At 57.0% G+C, this 24,623-nt stretch carries 18 protein-coding genes; 5 read left to right on the top strand and 13 right to left on the bottom strand.

Going from position 1 to position 24,623, the window contains the following annotated elements:
- Positions 1 to 71: 71 nt before the first annotated feature.
- The gene (locus tag HA50_RS19500; RefSeq protein ID WP_084877602.1) at positions 72 to 563 is read right to left on the bottom strand and encodes a helix-turn-helix domain-containing protein; all 492 of its coding nucleotides are present in this window, start codon (positions 561 to 563) and stop codon (positions 72 to 74) included.
- 240 nt (positions 564 to 803) lie between these two features.
- Here HA50_RS19500 and HA50_RS19495 point away from each other — a divergent pair, with 240 nt between their 5' ends.
- Complete coding sequence (locus tag HA50_RS19495) at positions 804 to 1,826, top strand: alpha/beta fold hydrolase (protein ID WP_084877599.1); 1,023 nt, start codon at positions 804 to 806, stop codon at positions 1,824 to 1,826.
- A 45-nt stretch (positions 1,827 to 1,871) separates the two neighbouring features.
- Here HA50_RS19495 and HA50_RS19490 read toward each other — a convergent pair whose 3' ends face one another.
- The 5 genes from HA50_RS19490 to HA50_RS19470 form a co-directional block, all read right to left on the bottom strand.
- Positions 1,872 to 2,840: a GGDEF domain-containing protein gene (locus HA50_RS19490; protein ID WP_084877596.1), complete on the bottom strand. Its 969-nt coding sequence runs from the start codon at positions 2,838 to 2,840 to the stop codon at positions 1,872 to 1,874.
- A gap of 111 nt (positions 2,841 to 2,951) precedes the next feature.
- A complete protein-coding gene (gene hemB / locus HA50_RS19485; RefSeq protein ID WP_021184893.1) occupies positions 2,952 to 3,929 on the bottom strand; it encodes a porphobilinogen synthase in 978 nt (325 codons plus the stop codon).
- A 121-nt stretch (positions 3,930 to 4,050) separates the two neighbouring features.
- Positions 4,051 to 5,556 carry a glycine betaine/L-proline transporter ProP gene (gene proP / locus HA50_RS19480; RefSeq protein ID WP_084877594.1) on the bottom strand — a complete coding sequence of 502 codons (1,506 nt, stop codon included), beginning with the start codon at positions 5,554 to 5,556 and terminating at the stop codon, positions 4,051 to 4,053.
- A gap of 258 nt (positions 5,557 to 5,814) precedes the next feature.
- A complete protein-coding gene (locus tag HA50_RS19475; RefSeq protein ID WP_084877591.1) occupies positions 5,815 to 6,774 on the bottom strand; it encodes a D-2-hydroxyacid dehydrogenase family protein in 960 nt (319 codons plus the stop codon).
- Positions 6,749 to 8,353 carry an EAL domain-containing protein gene (locus HA50_RS19470; protein ID WP_084878619.1) on the bottom strand — a complete coding sequence of 535 codons (1,605 nt, stop codon included), beginning with the start codon at positions 8,351 to 8,353 and terminating at the stop codon, positions 6,749 to 6,751. The genes HA50_RS19475 and HA50_RS19470 overlap by 26 nt, the downstream gene beginning before the upstream one ends.
- A 294-nt stretch (positions 8,354 to 8,647) precedes the next feature.
- On the opposite strand from HA50_RS19470, the gene HA50_RS19465 reads away from it, so the two are divergent.
- Positions 8,648 to 11,572, top strand: coding sequence for an SET domain-containing protein (locus HA50_RS19465; RefSeq protein WP_139810960.1), 2,925 nt, complete (start codon positions 8,648 to 8,650; stop codon positions 11,570 to 11,572).
- Between the two features lie 83 nt (positions 11,573 to 11,655).
- Here HA50_RS19465 and HA50_RS19460 read toward each other — a convergent pair whose 3' ends face one another.
- Genes HA50_RS19460 through HA50_RS19450 form a run of 3 tightly spaced genes read right to left on the bottom strand, consistent with a single transcriptional unit; the run spans position 11,656 to position 14,977 of the window.
- Positions 11,656 to 13,308 (bottom strand): ABC transporter permease, encoded by a 1,653-nt coding sequence (locus HA50_RS19460; RefSeq protein ID WP_084877586.1) that lies wholly within the window; start codon positions 13,306 to 13,308, stop codon positions 11,656 to 11,658.
- Between the two features lie 3 nt (positions 13,309 to 13,311).
- Positions 13,312 to 14,286 carry an ABC transporter substrate-binding protein gene (locus HA50_RS19455; RefSeq protein WP_208617300.1) on the bottom strand — a complete coding sequence of 325 codons (975 nt, stop codon included), beginning with the start codon at positions 14,284 to 14,286 and terminating at the stop codon, positions 13,312 to 13,314.
- Entirely contained in the window at positions 14,264 to 14,977 is a 714-nt protein-coding gene (locus HA50_RS19450; RefSeq protein WP_084877580.1) for an ABC transporter ATP-binding protein, read from the bottom strand. The genes HA50_RS19455 and HA50_RS19450 overlap by 23 nt, the downstream gene beginning before the upstream one ends.
- 234 nt (positions 14,978 to 15,211) lie before the next feature.
- Between HA50_RS19450 and HA50_RS19445 the strand changes: the two genes are divergently transcribed.
- On the top strand, positions 15,212 to 16,444 hold the full coding sequence (locus tag HA50_RS19445) for an MFS transporter (protein WP_084877578.1): 1,233 nt from the start codon (positions 15,212 to 15,214) through the stop codon (positions 16,442 to 16,444).
- Positions 16,445 to 16,653: 209 nt separating this feature from the next.
- On the opposite strand, the gene HA50_RS19440 is transcribed toward HA50_RS19445, so the two are convergent.
- Positions 16,654 to 17,469, bottom strand: a complete 816-nt coding sequence (locus tag HA50_RS19440; protein WP_084877574.1) for a TIM barrel protein — start codon at positions 17,467 to 17,469, stop codon at positions 16,654 to 16,656.
- A gap of 294 nt (positions 17,470 to 17,763) precedes the next feature.
- Here HA50_RS19440 and HA50_RS19435 point away from each other — a divergent pair, with 294 nt between their 5' ends.
- Both HA50_RS19435 and iolB read left to right on the top strand, forming a co-directional pair.
- Complete coding sequence (locus HA50_RS19435) at positions 17,764 to 19,269, top strand: CoA-acylating methylmalonate-semialdehyde dehydrogenase (RefSeq protein WP_084877569.1); 1,506 nt, start codon at positions 17,764 to 17,766, stop codon at positions 19,267 to 19,269.
- Positions 19,270 to 19,280: 11 nt separating this feature from the next.
- Positions 19,281 to 20,096 (top strand): 5-deoxy-glucuronate isomerase, encoded by an 816-nt coding sequence (iolB, locus tag HA50_RS19430; protein WP_084877566.1) that lies wholly within the window; start codon positions 19,281 to 19,283, stop codon positions 20,094 to 20,096.
- Positions 20,097 to 20,152: 56 nt separating this feature from the next.
- On the opposite strand, the gene HA50_RS19425 is transcribed toward iolB, so the two are convergent.
- The 3 genes from HA50_RS19425 to HA50_RS19415 are packed head-to-tail and all read right to left on the bottom strand — an operon-like array spanning position 20,153 to position 24,620.
- Positions 20,153 to 22,174 carry a CocE/NonD family hydrolase gene (locus HA50_RS19425; RefSeq protein WP_084877562.1) on the bottom strand — a complete coding sequence of 674 codons (2,022 nt, stop codon included), beginning with the start codon at positions 22,172 to 22,174 and terminating at the stop codon, positions 20,153 to 20,155.
- On the bottom strand, positions 22,171 to 23,793 hold the full coding sequence (locus HA50_RS19420) for an ABC transporter ATP-binding protein (RefSeq protein ID WP_084877560.1): 1,623 nt from the start codon (positions 23,791 to 23,793) through the stop codon (positions 22,171 to 22,173). The genes HA50_RS19425 and HA50_RS19420 overlap by 4 nt, the downstream gene beginning before the upstream one ends.
- Entirely contained in the window at positions 23,790 to 24,620 is an 831-nt protein-coding gene (locus tag HA50_RS19415; RefSeq protein WP_084877557.1) for an ABC transporter permease, read from the bottom strand. The genes HA50_RS19420 and HA50_RS19415 overlap by 4 nt, the downstream gene beginning before the upstream one ends.
- Positions 24,621 to 24,623 lie beyond the last annotated feature (3 nt).

Genomic DNA, 24,623 nt, shown 5'->3' with positions numbered 1-24,623 from the left:
CAAAAGCCCCGCGAGGGGCTTTTTTTTATCTCGATATTGAGACGAAAAAAAAGCGCGATTCCGCGCTTTTTTTATACCATCACACAGTCTATGCGGGTGGAGAACTTGCCGGGAGTAGCGGCTTGCGGGCTGACTTTCTTCACGCATGCGCTGTTAGCCAAATCTTCCATGCGACACAGTGCACAGGGATCGTCACTGTTAGCCAGCTGCTGTTTTCTCTCGCCGTGGAATTGTTTTCTGCGGCAATGGAGAGGTGTGCAACCCATCATCTGTTTAAAAGAGCGGGTGAAGGACTGCTGGCTTTCAAAATGATATTTTACGGCCAGGCTGATAATAGTTGCATCACTATTTTTCAGCTCAACAATACAGGCTGTCAGTTTCTTTTTGCGAATATAACGTGCCAGGGTTTCATTGTGGCAGCGGGCGAAAAGTTTCTGTAAATACCATTTTGAATACCCGGATTTTTGCGCAATATCATCAATACTCAGGCGCTGATCTAAATTATCTTCAATCCAGTGAGTTACTGAGTCAATTACACCTTCATTGTACTTTCTCTCTTGCATATAGCACCTCCAGTTCAGTGTGCACAGTGTAATTTAACTTATCTCCCTGTGTGCCTTGTTACGTAAAGATTTATCAGGAAATCGGTTTTATTTTTGGCTATAAGATCATTCCCGTAATTCGTGAGAATTAGCTGTGAGATGTTGTTAATTTGTTGAGGATATAGAGGGCACGGCACATCAATACGCTGCGGTGCGTAACATGTCACACTCGCTGCTTTGTCCTGACCTGGAGATGTTCTGATGGCGTTACGTTTTCCCGTGAAGTCTTCGCTGGCGATACTGCTCGCCTCCATGGCGCTGATGGGCAGCGCATCGGCTCTGGCAGCGAATGTCTATGGTGAGCAGCTGGAAGGCTTCCAGTATCCTTACCCGTTACAGCATTTTAATTTCTCCTCCCAGCAGCAGCCGCTCAGCATGGGGTATATGGATGTCAAACCGGCACAGCATGCCAACGGCCAGACGGTGGTGCTGATGCACGGCAAAAACTTCTGCGGTGCGACCTGGGAAGACACCATTAAGGCGCTGAGCCAGCAGGGTTACCGGGTAGTGGCACCGGACCAGATTGGCTTTTGCAGTTCCAGCAAACCGGCTAATTATCAGTACAGCTTCCAGCAGCTGGCGCAGAATACCCATCAGCTGTTGCAACAGCTTGGAATAGAAAAGGCGGTGATTGTTGGCCACTCCACCGGGGGTATGCTGGCGACGCGTTATGCGTTGATGTACCCGCAGCAGACGCAAAAACTGGTGCTGGTAAACCCCATCGGCCTGGAAGACTGGAAAGCGAAAGGTGCGCCGTGGCGCTCGGTGGATCAGTGGTATCAGCGCGAGCTGAAGCTGAACGCCGCAGGGATCAAAAAGTATGAGCAGCAAACCTATTATGTCGGCCAGTGGAAGCCGGAATATGACAAATGGGTGGATATGCTGGCCGGTCTGAATAGCGGACCGGGTCATAACCGGGTGGCGTGGAACTCGGCGTTAATCTACGACATGATTTTTACCCAGCCGGTGTACTACGAATTTAAAGATCTAAAAGTACCGACCACGCTGATGATTGGTACTTCAGATACCACCGCCATTGGCAGCGATATCGCCCCGCCAGCGGTCAAGGCGCAGCTGGGTCATTACAATGTGCTGGGCAAACAGGTAGCAAAACTGATCCCTGGTGCTCGCCTGATCGAGTTCCCAGGCATGGGACATGCGCCACAGATGGAGGAGCCGCAGAAGTTTAATCAGACTTTGATTGACGATTTGGCGCGCGGTTAACGCAAAACAGCGCGATAAATCGCGCCGCTACCAAACAGCCAGGTGCTAACGCACCTGCTTTTTTTTATTCTTGGCGGCGTACATACGTTCGTCGCTGCCTTCCAGCAGTTGCTCCAGCGACAACGGCTGCTGGGGATCGAATTCCACGATACCGGATGAGAAATGCAACTGGTAGAGACGGCTCAGATCATGGGTCTGTCTCTGAAGGTGCCGGTCAAACCGCGCCAGCACCCCTTCGGCATCCGATTGTTGCAGGCCGTTAAACAGCACCACAAACTCATCGCCTCCCAACCGGGCAAAAATATCCGCCTGACGGAAACTGACTTTCATCGCCTCGGCAAAATCCATCAATGCGCGATCGCCCTGGCGGTGGCCGAGGGTATCGTTGATCTCTTTGAACCGGTCGAGGTCGAGGAATGTCAGGCAAGCCGGAAGTTGTTTTACCAGGCACTCGTTGAGCGCCAGCTGCCCCAGCGTCATAAAGCCACGACGGTTGGTAATTTGCGTCAGCTCGTCAGAGGTGGCGGTTTGAAACGCAACCAGTTCGGCTTCTGCCATCGCCGCCAGATCGCGCAGCGTGTGGCAATCATCGTCATCAAACGAACGGGCCTGGTGATCGACGATACACAGCGTACCCACCTTGGCCCCTGCTGGCGTGCGTAATGGGCAACCCGCATAGAAGCGCACCGGGTTTTCACCGGTGACCAGCGGATTATCGTAAAAGCGATCATCTTCCAGCGCATTCTCCACAACCATCAGGTCATCCTGGAGGATGGCATGACCGCAAAAGGAAGTATTACGCGGCGCGGTTTCCCCGGATTCACCCGCAATGGATTTGAACCACTGATGGTCCTCTTCCAGCAGGCTTACCAGCGCGACCGGCACACCAAACAGGCGGCGGGCGAGGCGGGTCAGACGGTCAAAACGCTCTTCTGCCGGGGTATGCAGAATGTTGAGCGCACGTAACTGAGCCAGACGATCCGATTCGTCTGCGGGCAGTGCAGGTGCTTTCATCGCGTTACTCTTCTTATTAGATGCAGGTGTTACAGAACTGGTGTTGTGCCAAAAGGATGGCGTTAACAATTATCAGCCGTCAGCAAAGACGGCTGATAAGCGTAACGGTGATCAGAGCATTTTTTGCTCGGCGAGATCAAGGGCAAAGTAACTGAAAATCAGATCGGCACCGGCGCGCTTGATGGCACCGAGGCTTTCCAGCACCACATTGCGTTCATCAATGGCACCGGCCTGCGCTGCGAATTTGATCATGGCGTATTCACCGCTGACCTGGTAGGCAGCCAATGGCAGCGTAGTGCGCTCGCGGATATCGCGCAGGATATCGAGGTAGGCACCTGCTGGTTTCACCATCAGTGAATCAGCACCTTCGGCTTCGTCGATCAGTGACTCACGGATAGCTTCACGGCGATTCATCGGGTTCATCTGATAGGTTTTACGGTCACCTTTCAGTGCGGTACCTGCGGCTTCACGGAACGGGCCGTAGAATGAGGACGCGAACTTGGTGGAGTAAGACATAATCGCGGTATCGGTGAATCCGGCCGCATCGAGCGCCTGACGAATCGCTTTTACCTGGCCATCCATCGCGGCGGAAGGTGCGATAAAGTCGGCACCGGCCTGAGCGGCAACCACCGCCTGTTTACCGAGATTGATCAGGGTTGCGTCATTATCGACACCGTGGTCGCACAGCACGCCGCAATGGCCGTGGCTGGTGTATTCGCAGAAACAGGTATCGGACATGACGATCATTTCCGGCACGGTGTCTTTGCAGATACGCGACATACGCGCCACCAGACCGTTTTCGTTCCACGCATCGCTGCCGGTGGCATCGGTGTGGTGCGAAATGCCGAAAGTCATCACCGAACGGATACCCGCTTTGGCGATACGTTCGATTTCATACGCCAGACGCTTTTCCGGGATACGCATAACGCCCGGCATGGCGGTGATCGGTTTGTAGTCGTCCACCCCTTCTTCAACGAAAATTGGCAGTGCCAGATCGCTGAGGCTCAGGCTGGTTTCCTGGAACATTTCACGCATCGCGGCGCTTTTACGCAGCCTTCTTGGACGCTGGATAAGAGAAAAATCAGACATGCTCATTCTTACTTACAGGTGAAAAAAGTAGCGTTAGTCTACTCCTTTTTGCTCAGGCCGATGAAGGTTTGTGTGCTGCGCGGAAAATGAAAACTCCCACTGACGTGGGAGTTGAGGGGGATTATTCGTTGATATCCGGATGCTGCTGCACCAGGTTTTTGCGCTTCGCTTCCAGCTTCGCGATCTCGGCGTCGATATCTTCGATTTTCTGCTCGATGTTGTCGTGATGCTCCTGCAGGATCTCACGCGCTTCTGCGAGGTCAGAGGCGGCCGGAGTCGCACCGCTCAGCGGTTTGTTGGCGGTCTCTTTCATGTACAGACCGGTGATTAAGCCAATCACCGCAATCACCATCAGATAGTAAGCGGGCATATACAGATTATTGGTGGCTTCCACCAGCCAGGCGGCAACGGTCGGCGTCAGACCGGCAACCAGCACCGAAATGTTGAAGGCACTGGCCAGCGCGCTATAGCGGATATGGGTCGGGAACATCGCGGGCAGCGACGAAGCCATCACGCCGGTGAAGGCATTCAGGATCACCGCCAGTAGCAGCAGACCGGCAAAAATCAGCCCAATCACGCCGCTGTTAATCAGCATAAACGCCGGGATTGAGCAGATGAACAGCGCGATGCTGCCAATAATCACAAACGGGCGACGACCAAAACGGTCACTCAGCATCCCCATCACCGGCTGCACAAACAGCATCCCGATCATAATGGCGATGATAATCAGTACGCCGTGATCTTCCGAGTAGTGCAGGTTATGCGACAGGTAGCTCGGCATATAGGTCAGCAGCATGTAATAGGTGACGTTAGTGGCAATCACCAGACCAATACAGGCCAGCAGGCTTTTCCAGTGTTTCGTGGCAATCTCTTTGAACGAGATTTTCGGGCCATCACGCAGACCTTCGCGATCGCCCTGTTCCAGCTTATCCACATGCTGCTGGAATGCCGGGGTTTCTTCCAGCGCGTGGCGCAGATAGAGACCAATAATCCCTAACGGCAGAGCGACGAAGAACGGCAGACGCCAGCCCCATTCGAGGAAGCGGTCTTCCCCGATGATGGTGGAGATCAGTACCACCAGACCGGCACCCAGCACAAAACCGGCGATGGAGCCGAAATCCAGCCAGCTGCCCATAAAGCCACGCTTACGGTCGGGTGAGTATTCGGCGACGAAGATCGACGCGCCGGTATATTCCCCACCCACGGAGAAGCCCTGCGCCATTTTGGCGATCAGCAGCAGCACCGGTGCCCAAATACCAATGGACTCGTAAGAGGGTATCAGGCCGATACAGAAGGTACTGATCGACATGATGACGATAGTGATGGAAAGAATTTTCTGGCGACCGTATTTGTCACCGAGCATGCCGAAGAACAGACCGCCCAGCGGACGGATCAGGAAGGGCACGGAGAAGGTCGCCAGTGCGGCGATCATCTGGATACCGGGCGAAGCACCCGGGAAAAACACTTTACCCAGCGCATAAGCCACAAAGCCATACACACCGAAATCAAACCATTCCATCGCGTTGCCCAGAGAAGCCGCGGTGATGGCCTTACGTAAACGGGCGTCGTCGATGATAGTGACATCATCCAGCCCGATCGGTTTTACACGTTTCCTACGAATTTTCATGAGGTTACCCTGTCCTGGAATCAGAAAGTCCTCAACGGCGCGGACCGATTCACAGTTTTCAGGCCGCGGCGTTGAGAAAATTAAAGCATAGCCGTAAAGATGAGATTTCTCTGGCCTGCTATAGCGATAATTACGTGGGTAATTATCGCCTCCCGCGACAGAGTATACCGTTTTTAAGTGATATTTGTCATGTTTGCGCCAGTAACTGGCTATTTTGTGGCTAAAACTGTGGCACTGCGTGGTGCTAAAAAACGCCGTTCAGAGCAGTGAACGCAGCGGCGCGCCCTTCACCCAACCGGCGATATTTTCCACTGCCTCGGTAAAGTAGGTGTGGTAGTTACGGTCGGCGACATAGCCCAGATGCGGCGTCGCCAGCACGTTCGGCAGCTGGCGTAATGGACTCCCGGCGGGCAGGGGTTCCTGCTCAAACACATCCAGACCGGCCCCGGCTAAATGTCCGGACTGTAATGCCGCAATCATCGCCGCCTGGTCGACAAGACCCGCTCGCGAGGTATTGATCAGCAATGCGCCGGGTTTCATTTGCGCCAGTGCGGCTGCGTCGAGCAGATGGTGGGTACGTTCGCTCAGTACCAGATGCAGGGAGACCACATCACTTGCCTGTAATAAGCCATGCAGCGATGCCATCTTCCTCACGCCACAGGCGGCTGCGCGCTCATCAGTCAGATTCTGGCTCCAGGCACAAACATCCATGCCAAACGCCTGCGCAACCTGCGCCATCGCACCACCAATTTTCCCCAGACCCAGCAGCCCCAGCGTTTTGCCCTGCAACCCGATGCCCAGCGTCTGTTGCCACGGACCATTGCTGCGCAGCGCCTGGTTTTCACTGACGAGATGGCGTGCCAGCCCGAGCAGCAGCCCCCATGTCAGCTCCAGGGGTGGCGCACTGCTGCTGGCGGTGCCGCAAACCGCGATATAGCGCTCGCGACAGGCGTCGAGATCAATCGAGGCATTGCGCATACCGGAGGTAACGATCAGTTTCAGGTTCGGCAGGCGGCCAATCAGTTCGGCGCTGAGCGGGGTACGTTCGCGCATCACCACCAGGATATCGGCGTGCTGAATCTGGCTGACCAGCGCATCCTGGTTATCGATATGGGTGGTTAGCGCGCGGGTATGGACCAGCGGTTCCAGCGTGGTCCAGTCGGCAAGATTCAGGGCGACGTTCTGGTAATCATCAAGAATGATGCAGTTCAGATTCATGGCGTTCCTCAGCGAGTAGCGGCCGCGCCCCTTGCTCGTTGAGCCACGCACGCAGCCGGTCATTATCCATTGGGTAGGCGTAATAATAGCCCTGAATAAATACCACACCACGTTGCTGCAGGTACTGGAATTGTAACCAAGTCTCCACCCCTTCACCCAGCACCTCAAGCTGTAACTTATGGCTGAGGTTGATGATCGCATCCAGTACCGGCGTTTCGCCATCCAGCCGCTCAATGGCGTTGATAAAGCCGCGATCAATTTTCAGATAATCAAGCGGGAAGGTTTGCAGATAGCTGAGCGAGCAATGGCCGGTGCCGAAGTCGTCAATCGCTACTTTCATCCCCTGTGATTGCAACAGGCGCAACTTGCGCGCCACGTCTTCGCCGTCGTGAATCAGACTGCGTTCCGTCAGCTCCAGCGTAATCTGTAGTTGTTTATCTTTCACACGTCGGGCAAACAGCTGAATATCATTAACGAATTCCGAATGTTGCAGATGTTCTGCCGCCACGTTCAGTCCGATATGGAAACCCGGTTGCACATGCCAGCTCTGAATATCTTCGGCCATCAGCTCCAGCAAATGGCGCGTCAGAGGGACGATCATGCCTTCTTCTTCCGCCGCGCTGATAAAGATGTCAGGGCGAATCATATCGCCATTCGGCAATTGCCAGCGCAGTAGCGCTTCGGCACCGGCGCAGCATTGCTGGGTCACGCTGTAGACCGGCTGATAATGAACGGAAAACTGGCGATTGCGCATGGCCCGACGAATTTCATCACGCCATGAGATGCGGCGGCGCAGCCAGTTGGCGGTGAGAATCATCAACAGGATGGAGAAAATGGCCGCCATTGGCAGGAAAATAAACAGCGCCTGCCGCCAGGCTTTCAGCAGCTCGCTGGGCGGGACGATAACTTCCACACTGATGGGATAGCGGCTGGATTGTGCCGACCAGGCTTCGCTTTTCAGGTAGGTTTCCGGTCGTTGTTCGCGTGGCCCGTAGGAGATGGCCGCACCCTCGTTAAACCGTATACTCATGCGATAGCCACGCGATTCGCCAATCGCCTGTATAAAGTCCATCAGATATTGGCCATCAATCACTGCCCAAAACCCTTCACCATCGGGCAACTGACGGACAAAAACCACCGCCGGGCGATCCGGTACGCCGGAGGTGCCGCTAATGGAAATGCTCCACCAGGCTTTGCCGGTCACCGGCGGTTGCCGCATGATCATTTCGCTCAGGGTGCCAGGATTCATGCCATATGCAGAGGAGCAGGTGACATTCTCTCCTTCCAGCTTACCAATCGAACGAAAATAGGCGTTCAGGTTACCGGCACGTTGCAGCTTGTCTTCAATCGCCGAACAGGGTTGATAGTGATACTGGCGCAGCCCGGTGATCATATCCCAGGCGCTGTCGCTCATTTTTTCGGCCTGGGCCAGCAGGGAGTTGGCGGTACTGATTTGCTGCTGATGCACGGTATGTCGCGCTTCAATCGCCGTACACAAGATACCGAGCACCAGGGGCAGCAGCCCGGCACAAACAATCAACAGCCAGCCAAAATCGCGATGTTTTCTCTGCGGTGGCACCAGGCGTTCCTCGGTAGATGTAAGCAGCAGGAAGAGGGCATGCTGCGGCTTCCGCAGCATAGCATTTTCCCGGGGCCGTGCATGTTAGCGTTTTGATTAACAACGAAACTGACCGTGATCAATTATCGGCCCTGGTTTGCGATTATTGACATAGTTTTGCCATTGCTGGCATTTCCTTGCATAAAAAGTGTGACCTGGTGAAATTGTGGCTGGTGTGTGCATTCTTTGTACAGACCAGGCCATACTCAGGAAACCGGCAACGGTTGGCCGGTCATCGAACAGGGAGGAAAAGCGATGGCACCTTTATCACCGGTCTCTCAGGCACAAACCCCATCACCATCACCACAACCTGGCCCATCCTTTGAGACGGACTGGCATAAAAATATTACCCGTATCACTAACCCGGCGATCGAATCTCTCGTGCCGGACCAGGACGGCGTAAAAAAGAAGCGAAGAGGGCGGGTGGGTTGCGGGCTGAGAGCCAACCGTAGCGAGACGGAACGGGAGAAAGACGGAGAAAGGACCGCGCAACTCCTGGGCACACTCTCTGATCAGGCGCGTCAATGGCTTGAGCGGCACAGCGTACCCGAGGGAGCAGAGAAAAACAGCGCAGTGGCGGCCCTGTATAAAGATCGTTCTCGTCCGAAGTCAGTGACTCAGATAGTCCTTGCCTGGTACTACGGGATATCGCGCAGCTCCCTGCTACGCGCTTTAATCAGGATATCCCCGGCAAAGGTCACCTCAGAGCAGAAAAGCTACCTGCATAAACGGCTACCTGCGGAAACGCATCCCGATGCGAAGGCCGTGGCCCGGCTATTTGTGGATAATCATAAGGCCATGGAGGAGTTAAAAATCACCCAGCGGGTACTGTCGAGCTATTATGGCATCGAGTGGATAGCCATCGGCGGGGCCAGGCCGAGCATACTTACGCAGGAGCAGCAGGCGACGCTGAATGAACACTTTCCGGCCGCTGAGAAACTGACGCTAAGCGAAGTCGCGCAGCGCTATTTTGACCATCAGCCGCTCCTGGTCAGGCAACAAATTTCTCAGCGCCAGCTGGCGGTACATTGCGGCATTAATAAGCGAACCCTGGAAAAAGCCATCGACAAGGCTAAACCCGTTGAGCTCACACCCTCACAGCAAAGCCTGCTGCATAGTCTGCTCACCCTGGAAAACAAGCCGGATGTGGATGCGGTAGCCCGGTTATTTCTCGCGAATGAGCAGATGTTTCGCGAGAAAAATATCAACCGGATCATGTTGAGCAAACACTACAAGGTCAGCCGCGATAACCTGGTGCGCAAAATCAACTGGCTTAAATCGGTGCCGTTAACGGCGGGGCAAAAAGCCACGCTGAAAAAGTTGTTGCCGTCCTGGGCTAATGCGAAAGCGGTCGCTCGTTTAACCCACGATAATAAAGCGTTGCTGGACTCACAGGGCATCACCGTGGTGCAACTGGCAAAATATTGTCAGTTGCACCATAACACGCTCAGCAGAACCATCAGTATTGAAAAACCCATTGCGCTGCAAGCCGGGGATAAGCAGTGGCTCAATAGCCTGATAGCCGCGAACAAAAAGATCACTGCCGCAGCCGTAGCCAGAGTCTGGCTCGATTTTAAAAGTGCGCTTGAAACACGGGGCATTACCCAGCGAATTCTGGCACAACACTTCAGGGTTAAACTCTCCACTCTCATCTATAAAATTGGTTCTATGAAGAATGCTCCGCTGATGTCGGCGCAGGAAACGTATCTTCATTGCCACCTGCCGTTAGTGGAGGGCATCACAACCAGCCAGGTGGCAGAACTCTATGTTGATCAGAGGCGCAGCCTGGAATGGCCAGGCATCACCACCTTTCAGTTAGCCGCTTATTACAAGGTCAACCTGAATACCCTGCGTGCCGATATCAACCAGTTTCAGTCGTCGGTACTGACTGTAAGGCAAATCCGCTTTCTGAATAAACGTCTTTCGCCACAGGAAGCCCCGGATACGGTACGGGTGGCGCGGCTTTATCTGGAAAATAAAGATTTGTCGCTCTGGCCGAAGATCAGTCAGTTGCAGCTGGCAAGGCACTACAAGATCCAGCCGAATAGCCTGTACGCCGAAATAAAGTCATTCCAGTTGTTAGCGCTGCCCGCCACGGTTATCAAACCCGAACCCATGGAGCAGGCAGAAATGGCTGAACCTGTTGTCCTTGAGGAGAGATCCTTCGCGCAGCGGGCGCAAAATTATGCCGGTCCGCTACTGCGTGATCCTTTGACCGGGCAGAGTGTCACGCAGGAAACACTGGGTGACTGGCAGCAGGTGGACGTGGTGGGGCTGAACATCCTGCCAGATACCCGGCAACAGGCAGTGCGGGATCAGGTGAGGCTGGCGGTGAAAACGGATGGCAAGAGTGATGCGGCGTTGTTTGCGCGTTTTTTCGCTATCAAAAAGCAGCCCGACGATCCGGCAGGCAATCAGATTGTGGCGCGGGAAGATATCCCGGCCTTAACCTATCTCGGCATCTACTCCGGGGATATGCTTGCCGGTACGAGTAGCCTGGACGCCGCGATAAAAAAACACGGCCCGCATGCCATTTTCACCTATCTGTTTGCCACCCGGCAGCCGAATGTTTCTGTCAGTGGTTATCAACATCCGAACCTGCTGGCGTTGATCAATACCGGCCATCTGCCGGGTTATCCGCTACGCGGTGAAAACAATGTGATGGTTTTCTATGCCAAAAAGCCGCGTCACAAGGGGGTGGCGGTAGTGTATGTCACTCGGAGAAAAATTAGCAAAGGCGAGGAGTTGCTGATTGGTTACGGCCCTGATTATCAGATGGATATCATTAACTTTGCCCATTATCAGGCAGTGAAAAATGATCACATCCGGCAAATCGCCCGCGCCCGAAACCTCAATATTCTGGTGGTGGAACTGGATGACAGGGTGCGGGTTTGCACCCCGGCGGGATGGCAGTCGGGCAGCATCGGGGATGAGGTGCTGTCGGTGGATAACCTGGTGGCCCTCCGCGCCCGGCAGAACAAAGGCGGGTTGCTGATGTATGACGCGTTGAATATTCCGCCGGGGAATCGCGGGCAGCCCGCCAGCTGGAGAATTGCAGGCCGCAGCAGGGATGGCGACGACAACCTGTTCGATGCGCTGGCGAGGGGGATGTCTGCTGCTGCGGACGTTACCGCGCTGAAACTGGAACTCTCCGGGCTGACCATCAAGCAAGAGACGTAGCGGCGCGATTTATCGCGCGCCTTTTGGCCTGGGCAGCGTTGTAAATAGCGCGATAAATCGCGCCGCTACGGATCCGTGCAAGTTTAAGCCGTTTGCCGCCGTAGCAGACCCAGCGCCGCCAGCATCAGGCTGAGGCTGGCGAACAACGTCAGCGTCGCCATCGCCATGCCCTGGCCCACGGAGCCCTGTTCGAACTGCCGCCAGATAAATATCGCCACGGTTTGTACCCCCGCCGGGGCCAGCAGCAGGGAGGTGACCAGCTCGCGCGAGGCGACGGCGAACACCATCATCATCGCCGCCAGCAGGCTCGGGGTGACCAGCGGCAGCACAATCAATCGCAGCGCCTGCAAGCGCGAGGCACCGTGCACCCGCGCTGCCGGTTCCAGCGTCGGACCCAGTTGACGCAGGGCGCTGCTGACATAGCGCACCGGCCAGGGCAGCAGCAGGCAGCTGTAGGAAAGCAGCAAAATCGCCAGCGTATTGTAGGGAGAGACCGGCCAGAAGCCGCGATTCCACAGCAAAATCAGCCCGACGCCAATCACCACCCCCGGCATCGCCGCAGGCAGCAAGGCCAGGCCATCCATCAGCGCCAGCAAACGCGTTTTACCCTCGGCCACGCGCCAGGCAATCAAAAATCCGAGCAACCCGGTGAGTAATGCCGCGCCGAGCGCCAGCCCGATGCTGGTGGAGAACGCCGCCAGCGCATCACCCTGCTGGCTGAACAGCGCAGTGAAATGACGCAGCGTCAGGTTGCCGGGATGAATGCCGCCCGACAAGGTGTTCAGCAAGCCGCTCAGCGTCATCGCGCCGAGCGGCAGCGCCACCGCCAGCAGGGCGGTGAGCACGAATAGCAGCAACATCGGCAATTGCCAGCGACCGGGACTGGCGGCTTCCTGCGCCACCGGTTTACCGCTCACCGCCGTGACATCGCTGCTGCCGGTAAGCTTACGCTGACAAAACCACGCCAGCAGCGCCACCAGGCTGAGCATCAGCGAGAGCGAGGCAGCCCCCGGCAGATCGATCGGCCAGTCAGCCAGTTTTTGCTCAATGCCGACGGTCATCAGGGTTAACCCGGCGCGTGCGCCAAGCGCCGCAGGTACGCCGTATTCCTCAATCGCCAGCGTAAACGCCAGCAGTACGCCACCGGCCAGAGCGGGTAAGGTCAGCGGCAGGGTGATCTGCGCAAAGGCGCGCCAGGCGTGAGCGCCATGCACCCGCGCGACCCAGGCCAGACGCTGTCCGCTTGCCATCAGCGAGCGCGACACCGCGAAATAAACCACCGGGAAGATGTTGAGCGTCATCACCAGCATCATGCCGCTGCTGCTAAACAACAGGCTGTCAAAATTCAGGCCGGTGAGCTGCTCGACATAACCATTGCGTTGCAGCGCCAGCGTCCAGGCCAGCGCCACAATATAGGGTGGCGTCAGGAAGGGGATAAGAAACAACAAATCCCACAGCGCCGCCGCTGGCAGACGAAACAAGCCACGCAGCGCACCGAGCGGCAGGCCCAGTACCAGGCTGCCGAGCGCCACGCCGAGACCAATTTTCAGCGTACCCAGCCACATTGGCACCAGTTGCGGATCTTCCAGTAACGCGGGCAGCGCACTGAAAGCGCCCTGCCATTGCCCCTCGCTCAGATGCGGAAACAACGCCTGGAGCAGGATAAACAGCAGCGGCAGCGCCACCAGTATCAGCAGTGCCAGCAGGATCAGGCCGTTAAACAGGGCACGCGACATGGTTTATTGTCCAAACAGCGTGGCAAAGCGCTTCAGCACCGCGGCGCGTTCACTGCCGCCTTCCTGATTCACCGGCAACAGTTTGATCTCGGTGATTAACGGACGTTGCGCTTTGATATCGGTACGGGCAGGCATCAGCCAGGCTTTTGCCACCTGCTGCTGGCCTTCATCCGACAGTACATAATCGATAAAGGCTTTGGCATCGGCGGCATGCTGGCTGCTTTTCAGGATCATCATCGGACGCGGGGCCACCACGGTGCCGTTTTCCGGGAAAATCACTTTCACCGCTTCACCCTGGGCGATGTTGTTGTAAGTCACGTAATCCACCGCGCCAAACACCGCGGCTTTCGCCCCCTGCAACACCGGCGTTACGGCCTGCGCGTTCGGGCCGCTGATCACCATGCCGTTGGCTTTCAGTTGATCAAACAGCTGCCACGCTTTCTCGCCTTCACCATTCTGCAAACCAATCAGCAGGTCGAGGGAGGCACCCGACAGCGCCGGGTCGGGGGTGGTGATTTTGTCTTTGAACGCCGGGCCAGTGAGATCCTGCCAGGTTTTGGGTTCCGGCGTATTGCTGTTGGTGTTCCATACGATGCCGAGTGCGGAGATGCCCTGCGCGACGTAAGCATCGGTTTTAAACGCTGCCGGAACGTTTGCCGCGTTCGGGCTTTGATACGGCAGCAGCCAGCCACGTTGTTGCAGGTCCTCGGCAGTGTCCCAGGAAGCGGAGATCAACACATCCGCCTGCGGATTTGCCTGTTCCGCTTCCAGACGCGCCATCACTTTGCCGGTGGTGGCCTGGAAGATATTCACCTTAACCCCGGTCTGTTTTTCAAACCCGGTGGCGAGGCTTTTCGCCAGTGAGCCAGGACCGGCGGTGTACACCGTCAGTGCTTCGGCATCGTTCATCATCATCATGGCGGAGGTCAAAATCATCGCGCTGATGGCTCCTGTTTTAACAGATTTGAGAGATGGCATTGGTTTCCCCTGAGAGGTCAGTCACTGAAACAATCTGGCCCTGCGCCAGATGGATAATGCGGTCGGCCAGGGTGTTGGCTTCCTCGCGGTCATGCGTTACGTAAACGGCGGTGATCCCGGCAGCGCGCAGCAGCTGCGCCATGGTCTGCGCGAGGGTTTCGCGCAGATCGCGGTCAAGGTTGGATAAGGGCTCGTCGAACAGCAGAATCGCTGGTTTCGCCACCAGCGCGCGGGCTAACGCCACACGTTGTTGCTGGCCGCCCGACAGCATGGCGGGTTTACGATCGCCAAACCCGGCGAGGCCAACCTGTGCCAGAGCGGCTTCCGCCTGTTGCAGTGCCACCGCTTTCTTTACGCCGCGCATCCGCAGGGGAAAGGCGACATTCTGCACCACGCTCATATGCGGCCACAGCGCGTAATCCTGGAACACCATGCCGAGGTTGCGCGCTTCTGGCGCGGCACAGTGGCGTGCCGAGGCCACGCACTGGTCACCGATCCAGATTTCACCCGCCGAGGGTTGCAGCAGGCCCGCCAGCAATTTCAGCAGCGTGCTTTTGCCACAGCCGGAGGGGCCGAGCAGCGCCAGCGTTTGTCCGGCGGGAATGGTCAGGGAGAGATCGTGCAGAATGGTCAGGTTACCCGCTGACCAGCTGAGATTTTTCAGTTCGATAGGCTGCGCGACACGCGTCATCGGCCACCTCCCGCCAGCAGCAGGGAGTCGGCATACGCCACGCGCACCCGATGGTTTATCAGGAGCGTCATCAGATTGTTATCCTCTTTGGGATTTCATTGGCGGCGAGTCTACGGCGGAGATATGACGGAAAGATGACCAAATATCATCAGAGACTATGATGCGCAGCAGGCGAAAAAGCGTATAGTTACCGTTCGATTATAAAAAATTCGTCAAACACGAGCGCACTCACTCATGCCTGACCTGCCTGCCACGGAACCAGCTTTAACGCCTTTCCGTCTGAATTTACTGATCCTCTCCATCGTGATGTTCAATTTTGCCAGCTATCTCACCATCGGCCTGCCGCTGGCGGTGCTGCCGGGTTTTGTCCATGACGGACTCGGCTACAGCGCCTTCTGGGCTGGGCTGGTGATTAGCCTGCAATATCTTGCCACCCTGTTAAGCCGCCCCCATGCCGGACGTTACGCCGATCAATGGGGACCGAAAAAAGTGGTGGTGCTCGGGCTATGCGGCTGTTTCCTCAGTGGCTTGTGCATTCTGCTGTCGGCGCTGACCGAAAGCTGGTCGGTGCTGAGCCTCGGGCTGCTATGCCTGGGCCGCGTGATCCTCGGTGTCGGGCAAAGTTTCTCCGGCACCGGTACTTCGCTATGGGGCGTGGCGCGCGTCGGCTCGCTGCATATTGGCCGGGTGATTTCCTGGAACGGCATCGTCACCTACGGGGCGATGGCAATCGGTGCCCCGCTTGGGGTGGTGATTTTCCGCGCCGGTGGGTTGTTGTTGCTGTCCGGTATCATTATCGCCATTTGCGTGCTGGCGATTGCGCTGGCGCTGCCGCGTGCGCCGGTGAAAGGCAGCAAAGCCAAACCACTGCCATTTCGTGATGTGCTGGGGAAAATTTATGGCTTTGGCCTGATTCTGGCTATGGGGTCGGCAGGGTTTGGCGTGATCGCGACCTTTATCACCCTGTTTTATCAGGATAAAGGCTGGGATGGTGCCGCGTTCGCGCTGACGCTGTTCAGCGCAGCGTTTGTCGGTACGCGTCTGCTGTTTCCCAACGCCATCAATCGTCTCGGTGGCTTACGGGTCGCCAGCATCTGTTTTGCGGTGGAAGCCGTGGGCCTGTTCCTGGTGGCAGGTTCGTTCGATCCCTGGATGGCAAAAGTCGGGGCATTTTTTACCGGCGCAGGTTTCTCGCTGGTGTTCCCGGCGATTGGTGTGGTGGCGGTAAAAGTGGTGCCGCAGCAGAATCAGGGGAGCGCGCTGGCAACCTATACGGCGTTTATGGATTTATCGCTGGGGATCACCGGGCCGATCGCCGGTTTCATCATGAGTTTCGCCGGAGTGCCGCTGGTCTATTTCCTCACCGCGTTGCTGGTGTGTCTGGCGCTGGTGTGTACGCTGCGGATGAGTCAAAAGCAGGTTTCCGAACCCGAACCCGAACCCGAAATAGACATTTCCCCTAAATAATTTAAGTTGCAGGAAGGCGGCAAGGGAGTGAATCCCCAGGAGCTTACAGTTGTAAGTGACTGGGGTGCGCGAGCGCAGCCAACGCACCTGCGGCTTAAAGTATGACGGGGAAAGAAAGGCCTCCGACCGAGGCCAAATACAACAAATTGTGTCATTGACACAGATAAGGGTCTGGCAGGGGGGCGATGGACAGTGGCCCCCGTTTTCAATCAGGCTTGCAGCAATTCAATACTGGCGCGGATTTCACGTTCGATATCTTTGGCGCTCCAGTTCTCCAGCTCAGACGAGAAGGGTTCAAAGGCGTAGATGCCTTTGTAACCCAGCATCTCCAGGCGTTTCACCTGGGCCACGCTGTTTAGCACATCGTTATTACTCAGCATGATGCGTTGTTCATCGGTGAGTTGATCGGTCGGGCGCGTATCTTCCACGCCAGACAGATGCACCAGGCCAATCTGGTTAACATCAATCTCCTGCGGGAACTCCTGCTCCGCGTTTTCGTACAAATGATGATGGAACGTATCCAGCAGCAGTTTGAACGGCACCTGCGCATCACGAATGAGCTGCTGCGTCTGCACGGCGGAACGTAAGGAGCTGACCGGGAAGCCGAGCGGCTCCACCAGCCCCTGGATGCCATAATGGGCAAAGCGTGGAGCAAGGGTTTGCAGCGCTGCCAGCGTCTGTTCCGGGGCAATGGCGATGCCTTCATTCAGCGGACACATCACCAGTGCTTTCGCGCCAATTTGCTGGGCTTCCTGCAACAGGGCTTCGGCTTTGGCCAGCAGCGCGTCATCAGGACGGTTGAACGGATAGAGCGCGTTAATGGTTTCGATTTCGATGTGATATTTGTCGGTCAACGCGCGCAGCTGCGCCACGCTCAGATCATCCGTCACCCTGCCGCCCGGCATATCGTTACGCAGTTCCACTTTGTTTAAACCCAGACGCTGCACCAGCTGGAAAAAAGCTTCCAGCGACAGCGTCGGGGCAATTTTACGGTTAATACAGAAACGGGTGGGATCGATGGCCATGTGACGGCTCCTGTAATGGGGTGCGGGTAAGATGGTGCTAAAGAGAACATTTATTTCATTGTTAGTGAATTATGAAACTTCAGATATTGGATCTTCCTCGCAAAAATTTCATTTTTCGTTTTGTTTAATGTCCAGGTGTGGCGTGATGTCGGGATGCCATAGGCAGGAAAATGCGATCCAGTCCGCTAAAAGGAAATTTTCCAAAAATAAGTATTTGAAAAATTTATTTCACTGTAATAGCTTCATACCATGCTTTTTCGTTCTCGCGGGTTTACACATTAAAGAGGCAACGACATGAACATCGTAGGAAACTTTATCGGCGGCCAGATTACCCACAGCGCCAGCAATGAAACTATTCCGGTGTACGATCCGGCGACCGGCAAAGTGGTGCGTGAACTGACGCAGAGCACCTCAGATGAAGTCGCTAAAGCGATTGAAGTCGCTCATGCGGCATTCCCGGAATGGTCCAAAACCTCCCCGCTGCGTCGTGCCCGCGTGATGTTCAACTTTAAAGCGCTGATGGAACAGCACCGTGAGGAGCTGGCGGCGCTGATCGTCTCCGAGCACGGCAAAGTCTGGTCCGATGCGCTGGGTGAGCTGACGCGCGGCATTGAAGTGATCGAATTTGCCTGCGGCATTCCGCATCTGATTAAAGGCGAAAACTCGCCAAACGTGGGTGGCGGCGTAGACAGCTACTCACTGATGCAGCCGGTGGGTGTGGTAGCGGGTATTACCCCATTTAACTTCCCGGCGATGGTGCCGCTGTGGATGTTCCCGATCGCACTGGCCTGCGGTAACACCTTTATTCTCAAGCCACCGGCGCTGGACCCCTCCGCTTCGGTGCGTATGGCGGAGCTGCTGAAAGAAGCGGGCCTGCCGGATGGCGTGTTCAACGTGGTCCACTCTTCCAACGAAGATGCCGAGCAACTGTATAAAGATCCGCGCGTGGCGGCGGTGAGCTTCGTCGGTTCTTCCGGCGTGGCAGAACATATCTACAAAACTGCCAGTGCGCATGGCAAACGTGTTCAGGCGTTTGGTGCCGCGAAAAACCACGCCATCGTGATGCCGGATGCCGATCTGGATGCCACGGTGAATGCCATCATGGGCGGCGCTTTTGGTTCTGCCGGTGAGCGTTGCATGGCACTGCCTGTCGTGGTGGCGGTGGGTGAGGGTACGGCCGACAAACTGATCGCTCGTCTGACCCCGCTGATCAAAGCGCTGCGCGTCGGACCGGGTATCCAGAAAGGTGCCGAAGAGAATGAAATGGGGCCGGTGGTGTCTGCCGCGCACCAGAAAAAAGTGCTGGGCTACATCGACAAAGGTGAGCAGGAAGGCGCGAAACTGGTGGTCGATGGCCGTAACTATCAGGTGCCAGGCCATGCAGAAGGTTACTACGTGGGCGGCACGCTGTTCGACAACGTAACCTCAGAGATGACCATCTGGCGCGAAGAGATCTTCGGACCGGTACTGAGCATCATGCGTTCCCCGGATTTCAGCAGCGCGCTGCAACTTGTGAACAGCCATGAATTCGGCAATGGCAGCGCCATCTTTACCAGCAACGGCCACACCGCGCGTGAGTTTGTGCAGGATGTGGAAGCGGGCATGGTCGGCGTCAACGTACCGGTTCCGGTGCCGATGGCCTTCCACAGCTTCGGTGGCTGGAAACGTTCGGTGTTTGGTGCGCTGAATGTCCACGGGCCGGATGGCGTGCGTTTCTACACCCGCATGAAAACTGCCACCGTGCGCTGGCCGAGCGGTCAGCAGACGGTCTCTGAGTTCAGCATGCCGACTCTGGGTTAAGGAGAATTGGGATGTCACTACTTGCGAAAGCGCAGCAGCCAGACAGCAATGGCCGTATCCAGCATGTCACGCCGGAAAGTGCCGGTTGGGGATACGTGGGCTTTGATGCGTATCTGCTGAAAAAAGGCCAAACTCTTCGGCTTGCCAGCGCTGATAAAGAGCTGTGTCTGGTGCTGGTGGCGGGCTTTGCCTCGGTAAAAACCCGTCATGCTGAGTTCCCGAATCTGGGCAAGCGTTTGTCACCCTTCGAGCGGATTCCGCCTTATTCGGTTTATGTGCCGCATAACGATGAGGTGGAAGTCTACGCCGATAGCGATCTGGAGCTGGCGGTGTGTAACGCCCCCAGCCAGGGCAATCTGCCAGCGCGCCTGATTGCGCCGGAAGATGTCGGGGTCGAGCATCGTGGTAAGGGACGCAACCAGCGCCTGGTGCATAACATTCTGCCGGACAACAAACCGGCTGATAGCCTGCTGGTGGTGGAAGTTTACACCGACGAAGGGGCAACCAGTTCTTATCCGAGCCACAAGCACGATCAGAAAGACAGCCCGGACGAAACCTATCTGGAAGAGACGTATTATCATCGTTTCGATCCGGAGCCCGGTTTCGCCATGCAGCGCGTGTACACCGACGACCGTTCGCTGGACGAATGCCTGGCACCGTATAACCGCGATGTGGTCACGGTGCCGCGTGGCTACCATCCGGTGGCGACGCTGGCGGGGTATGACAATTATTATCTCAACGTGATGGCGGGGCCGGTTCGTCTGTGGAAATTTACCTGGGAGAAAGATCACGCCTGGGTGAATAGCGATAAGTATCCGCGTTCCTGATTGCGCGATAAATCGCGCCGCTACGGCCTGGTGTGGCCTGTAACGGCGCGGTTTTGTTAACGTTTAATGCGTCGATCCCACTGCTTCGTACATACCGTTTCGCCGTTGTGCTGCACCTTCATCTCACCGCTGATGATGAAATGCGTCAGATCACTGCGCATCTCCAGCACGATATCGGTTTCCGTCCACCAGCCTTCGCGCCCGATCTTCATGCTTTGCGTCAGCAGATAATGAGCGGACAGCGGGTCCTGGTTATGCACGGTCAGCTGACGACGCAGGCTGTGATCGACGGTGGTATCGATATCGTCGAAACGATAGACCCCCTCGCCAAACACCCCGCCGATGCCGTGTGTCACGCTTTGCCAGCTGTCATTCACCACGTCATAACGCAGCTCACGCTCGACACGCCCCGGTGACAGCAGGGTCAGCGGCGTATTGGCGGCGGTAGCCGGTTGTGGATTCGGCCCGGCAATCGGTGACACCTGGCGGCATACCGGCAGATCGAGCGCGGCGCTGGCCAGATTCACCTGCAACGTCGCCATTTCCGCCATCGGCCAAATCATCGGCCAGAAGGTGGTCGCCAGCGAGATGCGCAGACGATGTCCGGCGGCAAAACGCCAGGCGATGCCGTCCAGCTGCACCTGCACATCCACCGTTTCACCCGGCGTCAGCGGCACGTTTTTATCCTGTCCCTGCAAATGGCTGAGGTTGACCCAGCCGTGGGTTACGCGGGTTGATGCCCCGTCGGGCGCGACATCGGACAAACGCACGTACAGCATCGCCGCCGGTTTATCGCTGCTGAGTTTGACGCTGAACTGCGGGAAGCCGTAGATGCTCAGGCTTTCGTTGAGCGGCGCGCTGTCAAAGCTCTCCGCCAGGCCATCGTCCATCCGCTGGTCGCTCGGGCTTTCACCCAGCACGCCCGCGCCCATCCACTCCCCGGCAAACAGCCCGTGGTTTTGCTGGGTACAGATGGCCTGCCAGCTGTCCTGCTCCAGTGGTGTCGGGGCAAGGGTACTGGGCTGTAAATGCCAGCGTTGCGCTTTGGTCACTTCGTCGGTATCCCCGTCGATGGCGATCCACTCACCAAACGCCTGCGGACGCTGCGAACCCGGACGCTGACTGTCGTTCAGCCATGCCTGCACGCGTGGACCGGCCAGCGCGTCATTATCCACCTGCTTCAGCCAGTGGTCCCACCAGGTTACTGCTTCCTGCAGGAAACCAATGGCCGGTTCCGGCGTGCCATCCTGCGGATAGATATGCGCCCACGGGCCGATGATTGCCTTACGCGGCACGTCAAGGTTGTCCATCAGACGGAACACCGCGTTGCTGTAGGAGTCGGCCCAGCCGCCGACCGCCATCACCGGACACTGAATTGCCGCCCAGTCTTCCCCGACCGAACCGTGTTTCCAGTAGGCATCTTTCAGCGGATGATCCATCCACAGCGCCGGGAAAAACGGCATGTTTTCCAGACGATTGAGCCAGTCCTGATACCAGCTATCGCCCACCAGCTGCGGGTCCTGCGGACGGCTTTGATAGGCCAGCATAATGCCGCCCCACCACAGGTTGTCATTCAGCAGGCAGCCGCCTTTGTAGTGGATATCGTCGTTATAACGATCGTCGGTGGAGCACACGGTGATGATCGCTTTCAATGCCGGTGGGCGACGGGCAGCCAGTTGCAGGCAGTTAAACCCACCCCAGGATTTGCCCATCATGCCGACTGCGCCGTTGCACCAGTTCTGCTGGCTGATCCAGTCGATTACTTCCAGCGCATCTTCCTGTTCCTGCAACAGATATTCATCAGCCAACAGGCCATCAGATTCACCGCTGCCGCGCATATCCACGCGCAGCACCGCGTAGCCTTGTCCGGCAAAGTAGCCGTGCATCGGCTCATCGCGGGTACGCGTCCCATCGCGCTTGCGATAGGGAATGTATTCGAGAATGGCAGGCACCGGCTGCTGGCTGGCGGAAAGCGGCAGCCACATGCGGGCAGCCAGACGGGTGCCATCTTTCAGGGTGATCCAGATATGTTCCGTCACGCTGACGCTGTGGGGAAACTGCGTTACGAGGGTTTTCATGAGGCTCCTGCCATTGCATTTGACTGACGCTGACCCAGCACTTCATCCAGCCAGGATGTGCGCATTTCCGGCACCGAGGTCAGTAGTTTTTCGGTATAGCTGTGCATCGGGGCGCTGAACACCTGTTCGGTCGGCCCCTGCGCCACCACGTTGCCCTGATACATCACCGCCACCTGTTGCGCGATGCGTTTCACGGTGCTGAGGTCGTGGGTGATAAACAGGTACGACAGGCCGAGCTGCTCCTGCAAACGGCGCAGCAGATTCAGCACCTCTTCCGCGACCAGCGGATCGAGAGCCGAGGTGGCTTCATCGCAAATAATCAACTCAGGCTGCGCTGCCAGCGCCCGCGCAATGCACACACGCTGCTTCTGCCCGCCGGAAAGCGCTGCGGGATAACGATCAATCAGGGTGAGCGGCAGCTCGGTCAGCCGCAGCAGTTCTTCCACCCGCGCGCGTACCTGGCGTTTATCCAGCCCAAAGTAGAAGGCGATCGGACGCCCAATCGCTTCCAGAATGGTCTGGCGCGGATTGAGGGCCACATCCGGCAGCTGATAAATCATCTGAATACGACGCAGCGTTTCTTTGTCGCGTTGCTGATAGCGGTTCGCCAGTACCTTGCCAGCAAAGCTGACGTTACCGGCGGTATCGCCCAGCAGGCCGCACAGCGCACGCGCGAGGGTGCTTTTGCCACTGCCCGACTCGCCAATAATCGCCAGCGTTTCGCCTTTGGCGAGGCTCATCGATACGCCGTGCACCACGGTTTTACCGTTGTAGCCGGTGGAGAGATTTTGCAGCGTCAGCAACTGGCCCTGCGCCACATTTTCCGCGTGGACCGGCGTCAGCGCATGGGCGCGTTCCGATACCAGCCGCTGGGTATAGCTTTCCAGCGGATTTTGCAGAATGTCGGTGGTGCTGCCGCTTTCCACTTCGCAGCCCTGGCGCAGCACCATGATGCGGTCAGCAATCTGCGCCACCACGGCCAAATCGTGGGTGATGTACAACGCGGCGGTATTGAACTCGCGTACCAGCTTGCGCAGCATCACCAGCACTTCAATCTGCGTGGTGACATCCAGTGCCGTGGTCGGTTCGTCCATCACCAGCAAATCGGGTTTGCAGGACATCGCCATCGCTGCCATTGCGCGTTGCAACTGGCCGCCGGACAGCTGATGTGGATAGCGCTGGCCGATGGTGTCTGGCTCCGGCAGATCCAGCGCACGGAACAGGGTGACTGCCCACGCCTGCGCTTCAGCGGCATTCATCAGGCCATGACGAATCGGCCCTTCACACACCTGCTTGCCAATGGTCAGCGCCGGGTTAAACGCGGCGGCGGCGCTTTGCGCCACATAGGCTACGCGGCGGCCACGAATTTCGCGTTTCTCTTTGCTGGAGAGCGGCACGATATCGCGCCCGGCGATACGCACTTCGCCACCGGCAATGCGGCAGCCCGCACGGGCATAGCCCAGCGCGGCGAGGCCGATGGTGGATTTACCGGCACCGGATTCGCCAATCAGCCCCAGCACTTCACCGGGTTTCAGGCTGAGTGAAATGTTCTGGACCAGCGGAATGCCCTGGTCGGTTTCAATGCGCAGATCGCGCATTTCCAGAATGGGTTGTGTCATCCCTCTTCCCCCAGCGAAAGGTTGTTGCGTACCAGCAGCCAGTCAACCACCAGATTGACGCCGATGGTCAGCAGGGCGATAGCGGCAGCCGGATAGAGTGGCGCCAGCTGGCCGAAGTTGATCGCCTGGGCGTTGTCGCGCACCATGCTGCCCCAGTCGGCCCACGGCGGCTGAATGCCCAGCCCGAGGAAGCTCAAACCGGCGATAAACAGGAACGTGAAGCAGAAGCGCATGCCAAACTCCGCCAGCAGCGGTGGGATGGCGTTGGGCAGAATCTCTTTACGCACGATCCAGCCCAGCCCTTCGCCGCGCAGACGTGCCGCTTCGACATACTCCTGGCAGACAATCCCCTGCGCTACCAGACGGGCCAGGCGATAGACGCGAGTGGCATCAAGCAAGGCAATGGTGCCAACCAGTACCGGAATCGAGGTGCCGAGCACCGACAACACGATCAGCGCCAGAATCAGCACCGGAATCGACATCAGCGTATCGACAATGCGCGTCAGCACCACATCCACCCAGCGGCCATAAATGGCGGCGGTGAAGCCGGTGAGAATGCCGATGACAAACGAAATGGCGGTGATTGCCAGTGCGATGGCGATAGTGGTACGCGCGCCAAACAGAATACGCGACAACATATCGCGGCCGAGGCTGTCAGTGCCGAGCGGCATGGCGCTGGAGGGCAGCATCCAGATATCCCCCACCTGCGCGGTTTCGCTATGCGGTGCCAGCCAGGGCGCGAACAGCGCGGCAATCAGGTTCACGGCAATGATCGTCAGGCCGAGCATGGCGGAAATCGGCACCGTGCGGATTTTCAGTTTCTTCATTAC

The organism is Pantoea cypripedii, from assembly GCF_002095535.1.
Lineage (GTDB): Bacteria > Pseudomonadota > Gammaproteobacteria > Enterobacterales > Enterobacteriaceae > Pantoea > Pantoea cypripedii.
Note: the sequence above shows the minus strand (reverse complement) of the source record. Positions and strands in the feature narration are given on the sequence as shown.

Excerpts from the sequence above, each read along its gene's own strand:
- HA50_RS19420 (WP_084877560.1), bottom strand. The coding sequence starts at position 23,793 with ATGACACAACCCATTCTGGAAATGCGCGATCTGCGCATTGAAACCGAC.
- HA50_RS19445 (WP_084877578.1), top strand. The coding sequence starts at position 15,212 with ATGCCTGACCTGCCTGCCACGGAACCAGCTTTAACGCCTTTCCGTCTG.
- iolB (WP_084877566.1), top strand. The coding sequence starts at position 19,281 with ATGTCACTACTTGCGAAAGCGCAGCAGCCAGACAGCAATGGCCGTATC.
- HA50_RS19450 (WP_084877580.1), bottom strand. The coding sequence starts at position 14,977 with ATGACGCGTGTCGCGCAGCCTATCGAACTGAAAAATCTCAGCTGGTCA.
- HA50_RS19435 (WP_084877569.1), top strand. The coding sequence starts at position 17,764 with ATGAACATCGTAGGAAACTTTATCGGCGGCCAGATTACCCACAGCGCC.
- HA50_RS19425 (WP_084877562.1), bottom strand. The coding sequence starts at position 22,174 with ATGAAAACCCTCGTAACGCAGTTTCCCCACAGCGTCAGCGTGACGGAA.
- HA50_RS19465 (WP_139810960.1), top strand. The coding sequence starts at position 8,648 with ATGGCACCTTTATCACCGGTCTCTCAGGCACAAACCCCATCACCATCA.
- HA50_RS19475 (WP_084877591.1), bottom strand. The coding sequence starts at position 6,774 with ATGAATCTGAACTGCATCATTCTTGATGATTACCAGAACGTCGCCCTG.
- hemB (WP_021184893.1), bottom strand. The coding sequence starts at position 3,929 with ATGTCTGATTTTTCTCTTATCCAGCGTCCAAGAAGGCTGCGTAAAAGC.
- proP (WP_084877594.1), bottom strand. The coding sequence starts at position 5,556 with ATGAAAATTCGTAGGAAACGTGTAAAACCGATCGGGCTGGATGATGTC.
- HA50_RS19440 (WP_084877574.1), bottom strand. The coding sequence starts at position 17,469 with ATGGCCATCGATCCCACCCGTTTCTGTATTAACCGTAAAATTGCCCCG.
- HA50_RS19500 (WP_084877602.1), bottom strand. The coding sequence starts at position 563 with ATGCAAGAGAGAAAGTACAATGAAGGTGTAATTGACTCAGTAACTCAC.
- HA50_RS19495 (WP_084877599.1), top strand. The coding sequence starts at position 804 with ATGGCGTTACGTTTTCCCGTGAAGTCTTCGCTGGCGATACTGCTCGCC.
- HA50_RS19455 (WP_208617300.1), bottom strand. The coding sequence starts at position 14,286 with ATGCCATCTCTCAAATCTGTTAAAACAGGAGCCATCAGCGCGATGATT.
- HA50_RS19415 (WP_084877557.1), bottom strand. The coding sequence starts at position 24,620 with ATGAAGAAACTGAAAATCCGCACGGTGCCGATTTCCGCCATGCTCGGC.
- HA50_RS19490 (WP_084877596.1), bottom strand. The coding sequence starts at position 2,840 with ATGAAAGCACCTGCACTGCCCGCAGACGAATCGGATCGTCTGGCTCAG.
- HA50_RS19460 (WP_084877586.1), bottom strand. The coding sequence starts at position 13,308 with ATGTCGCGTGCCCTGTTTAACGGCCTGATCCTGCTGGCACTGCTGATA.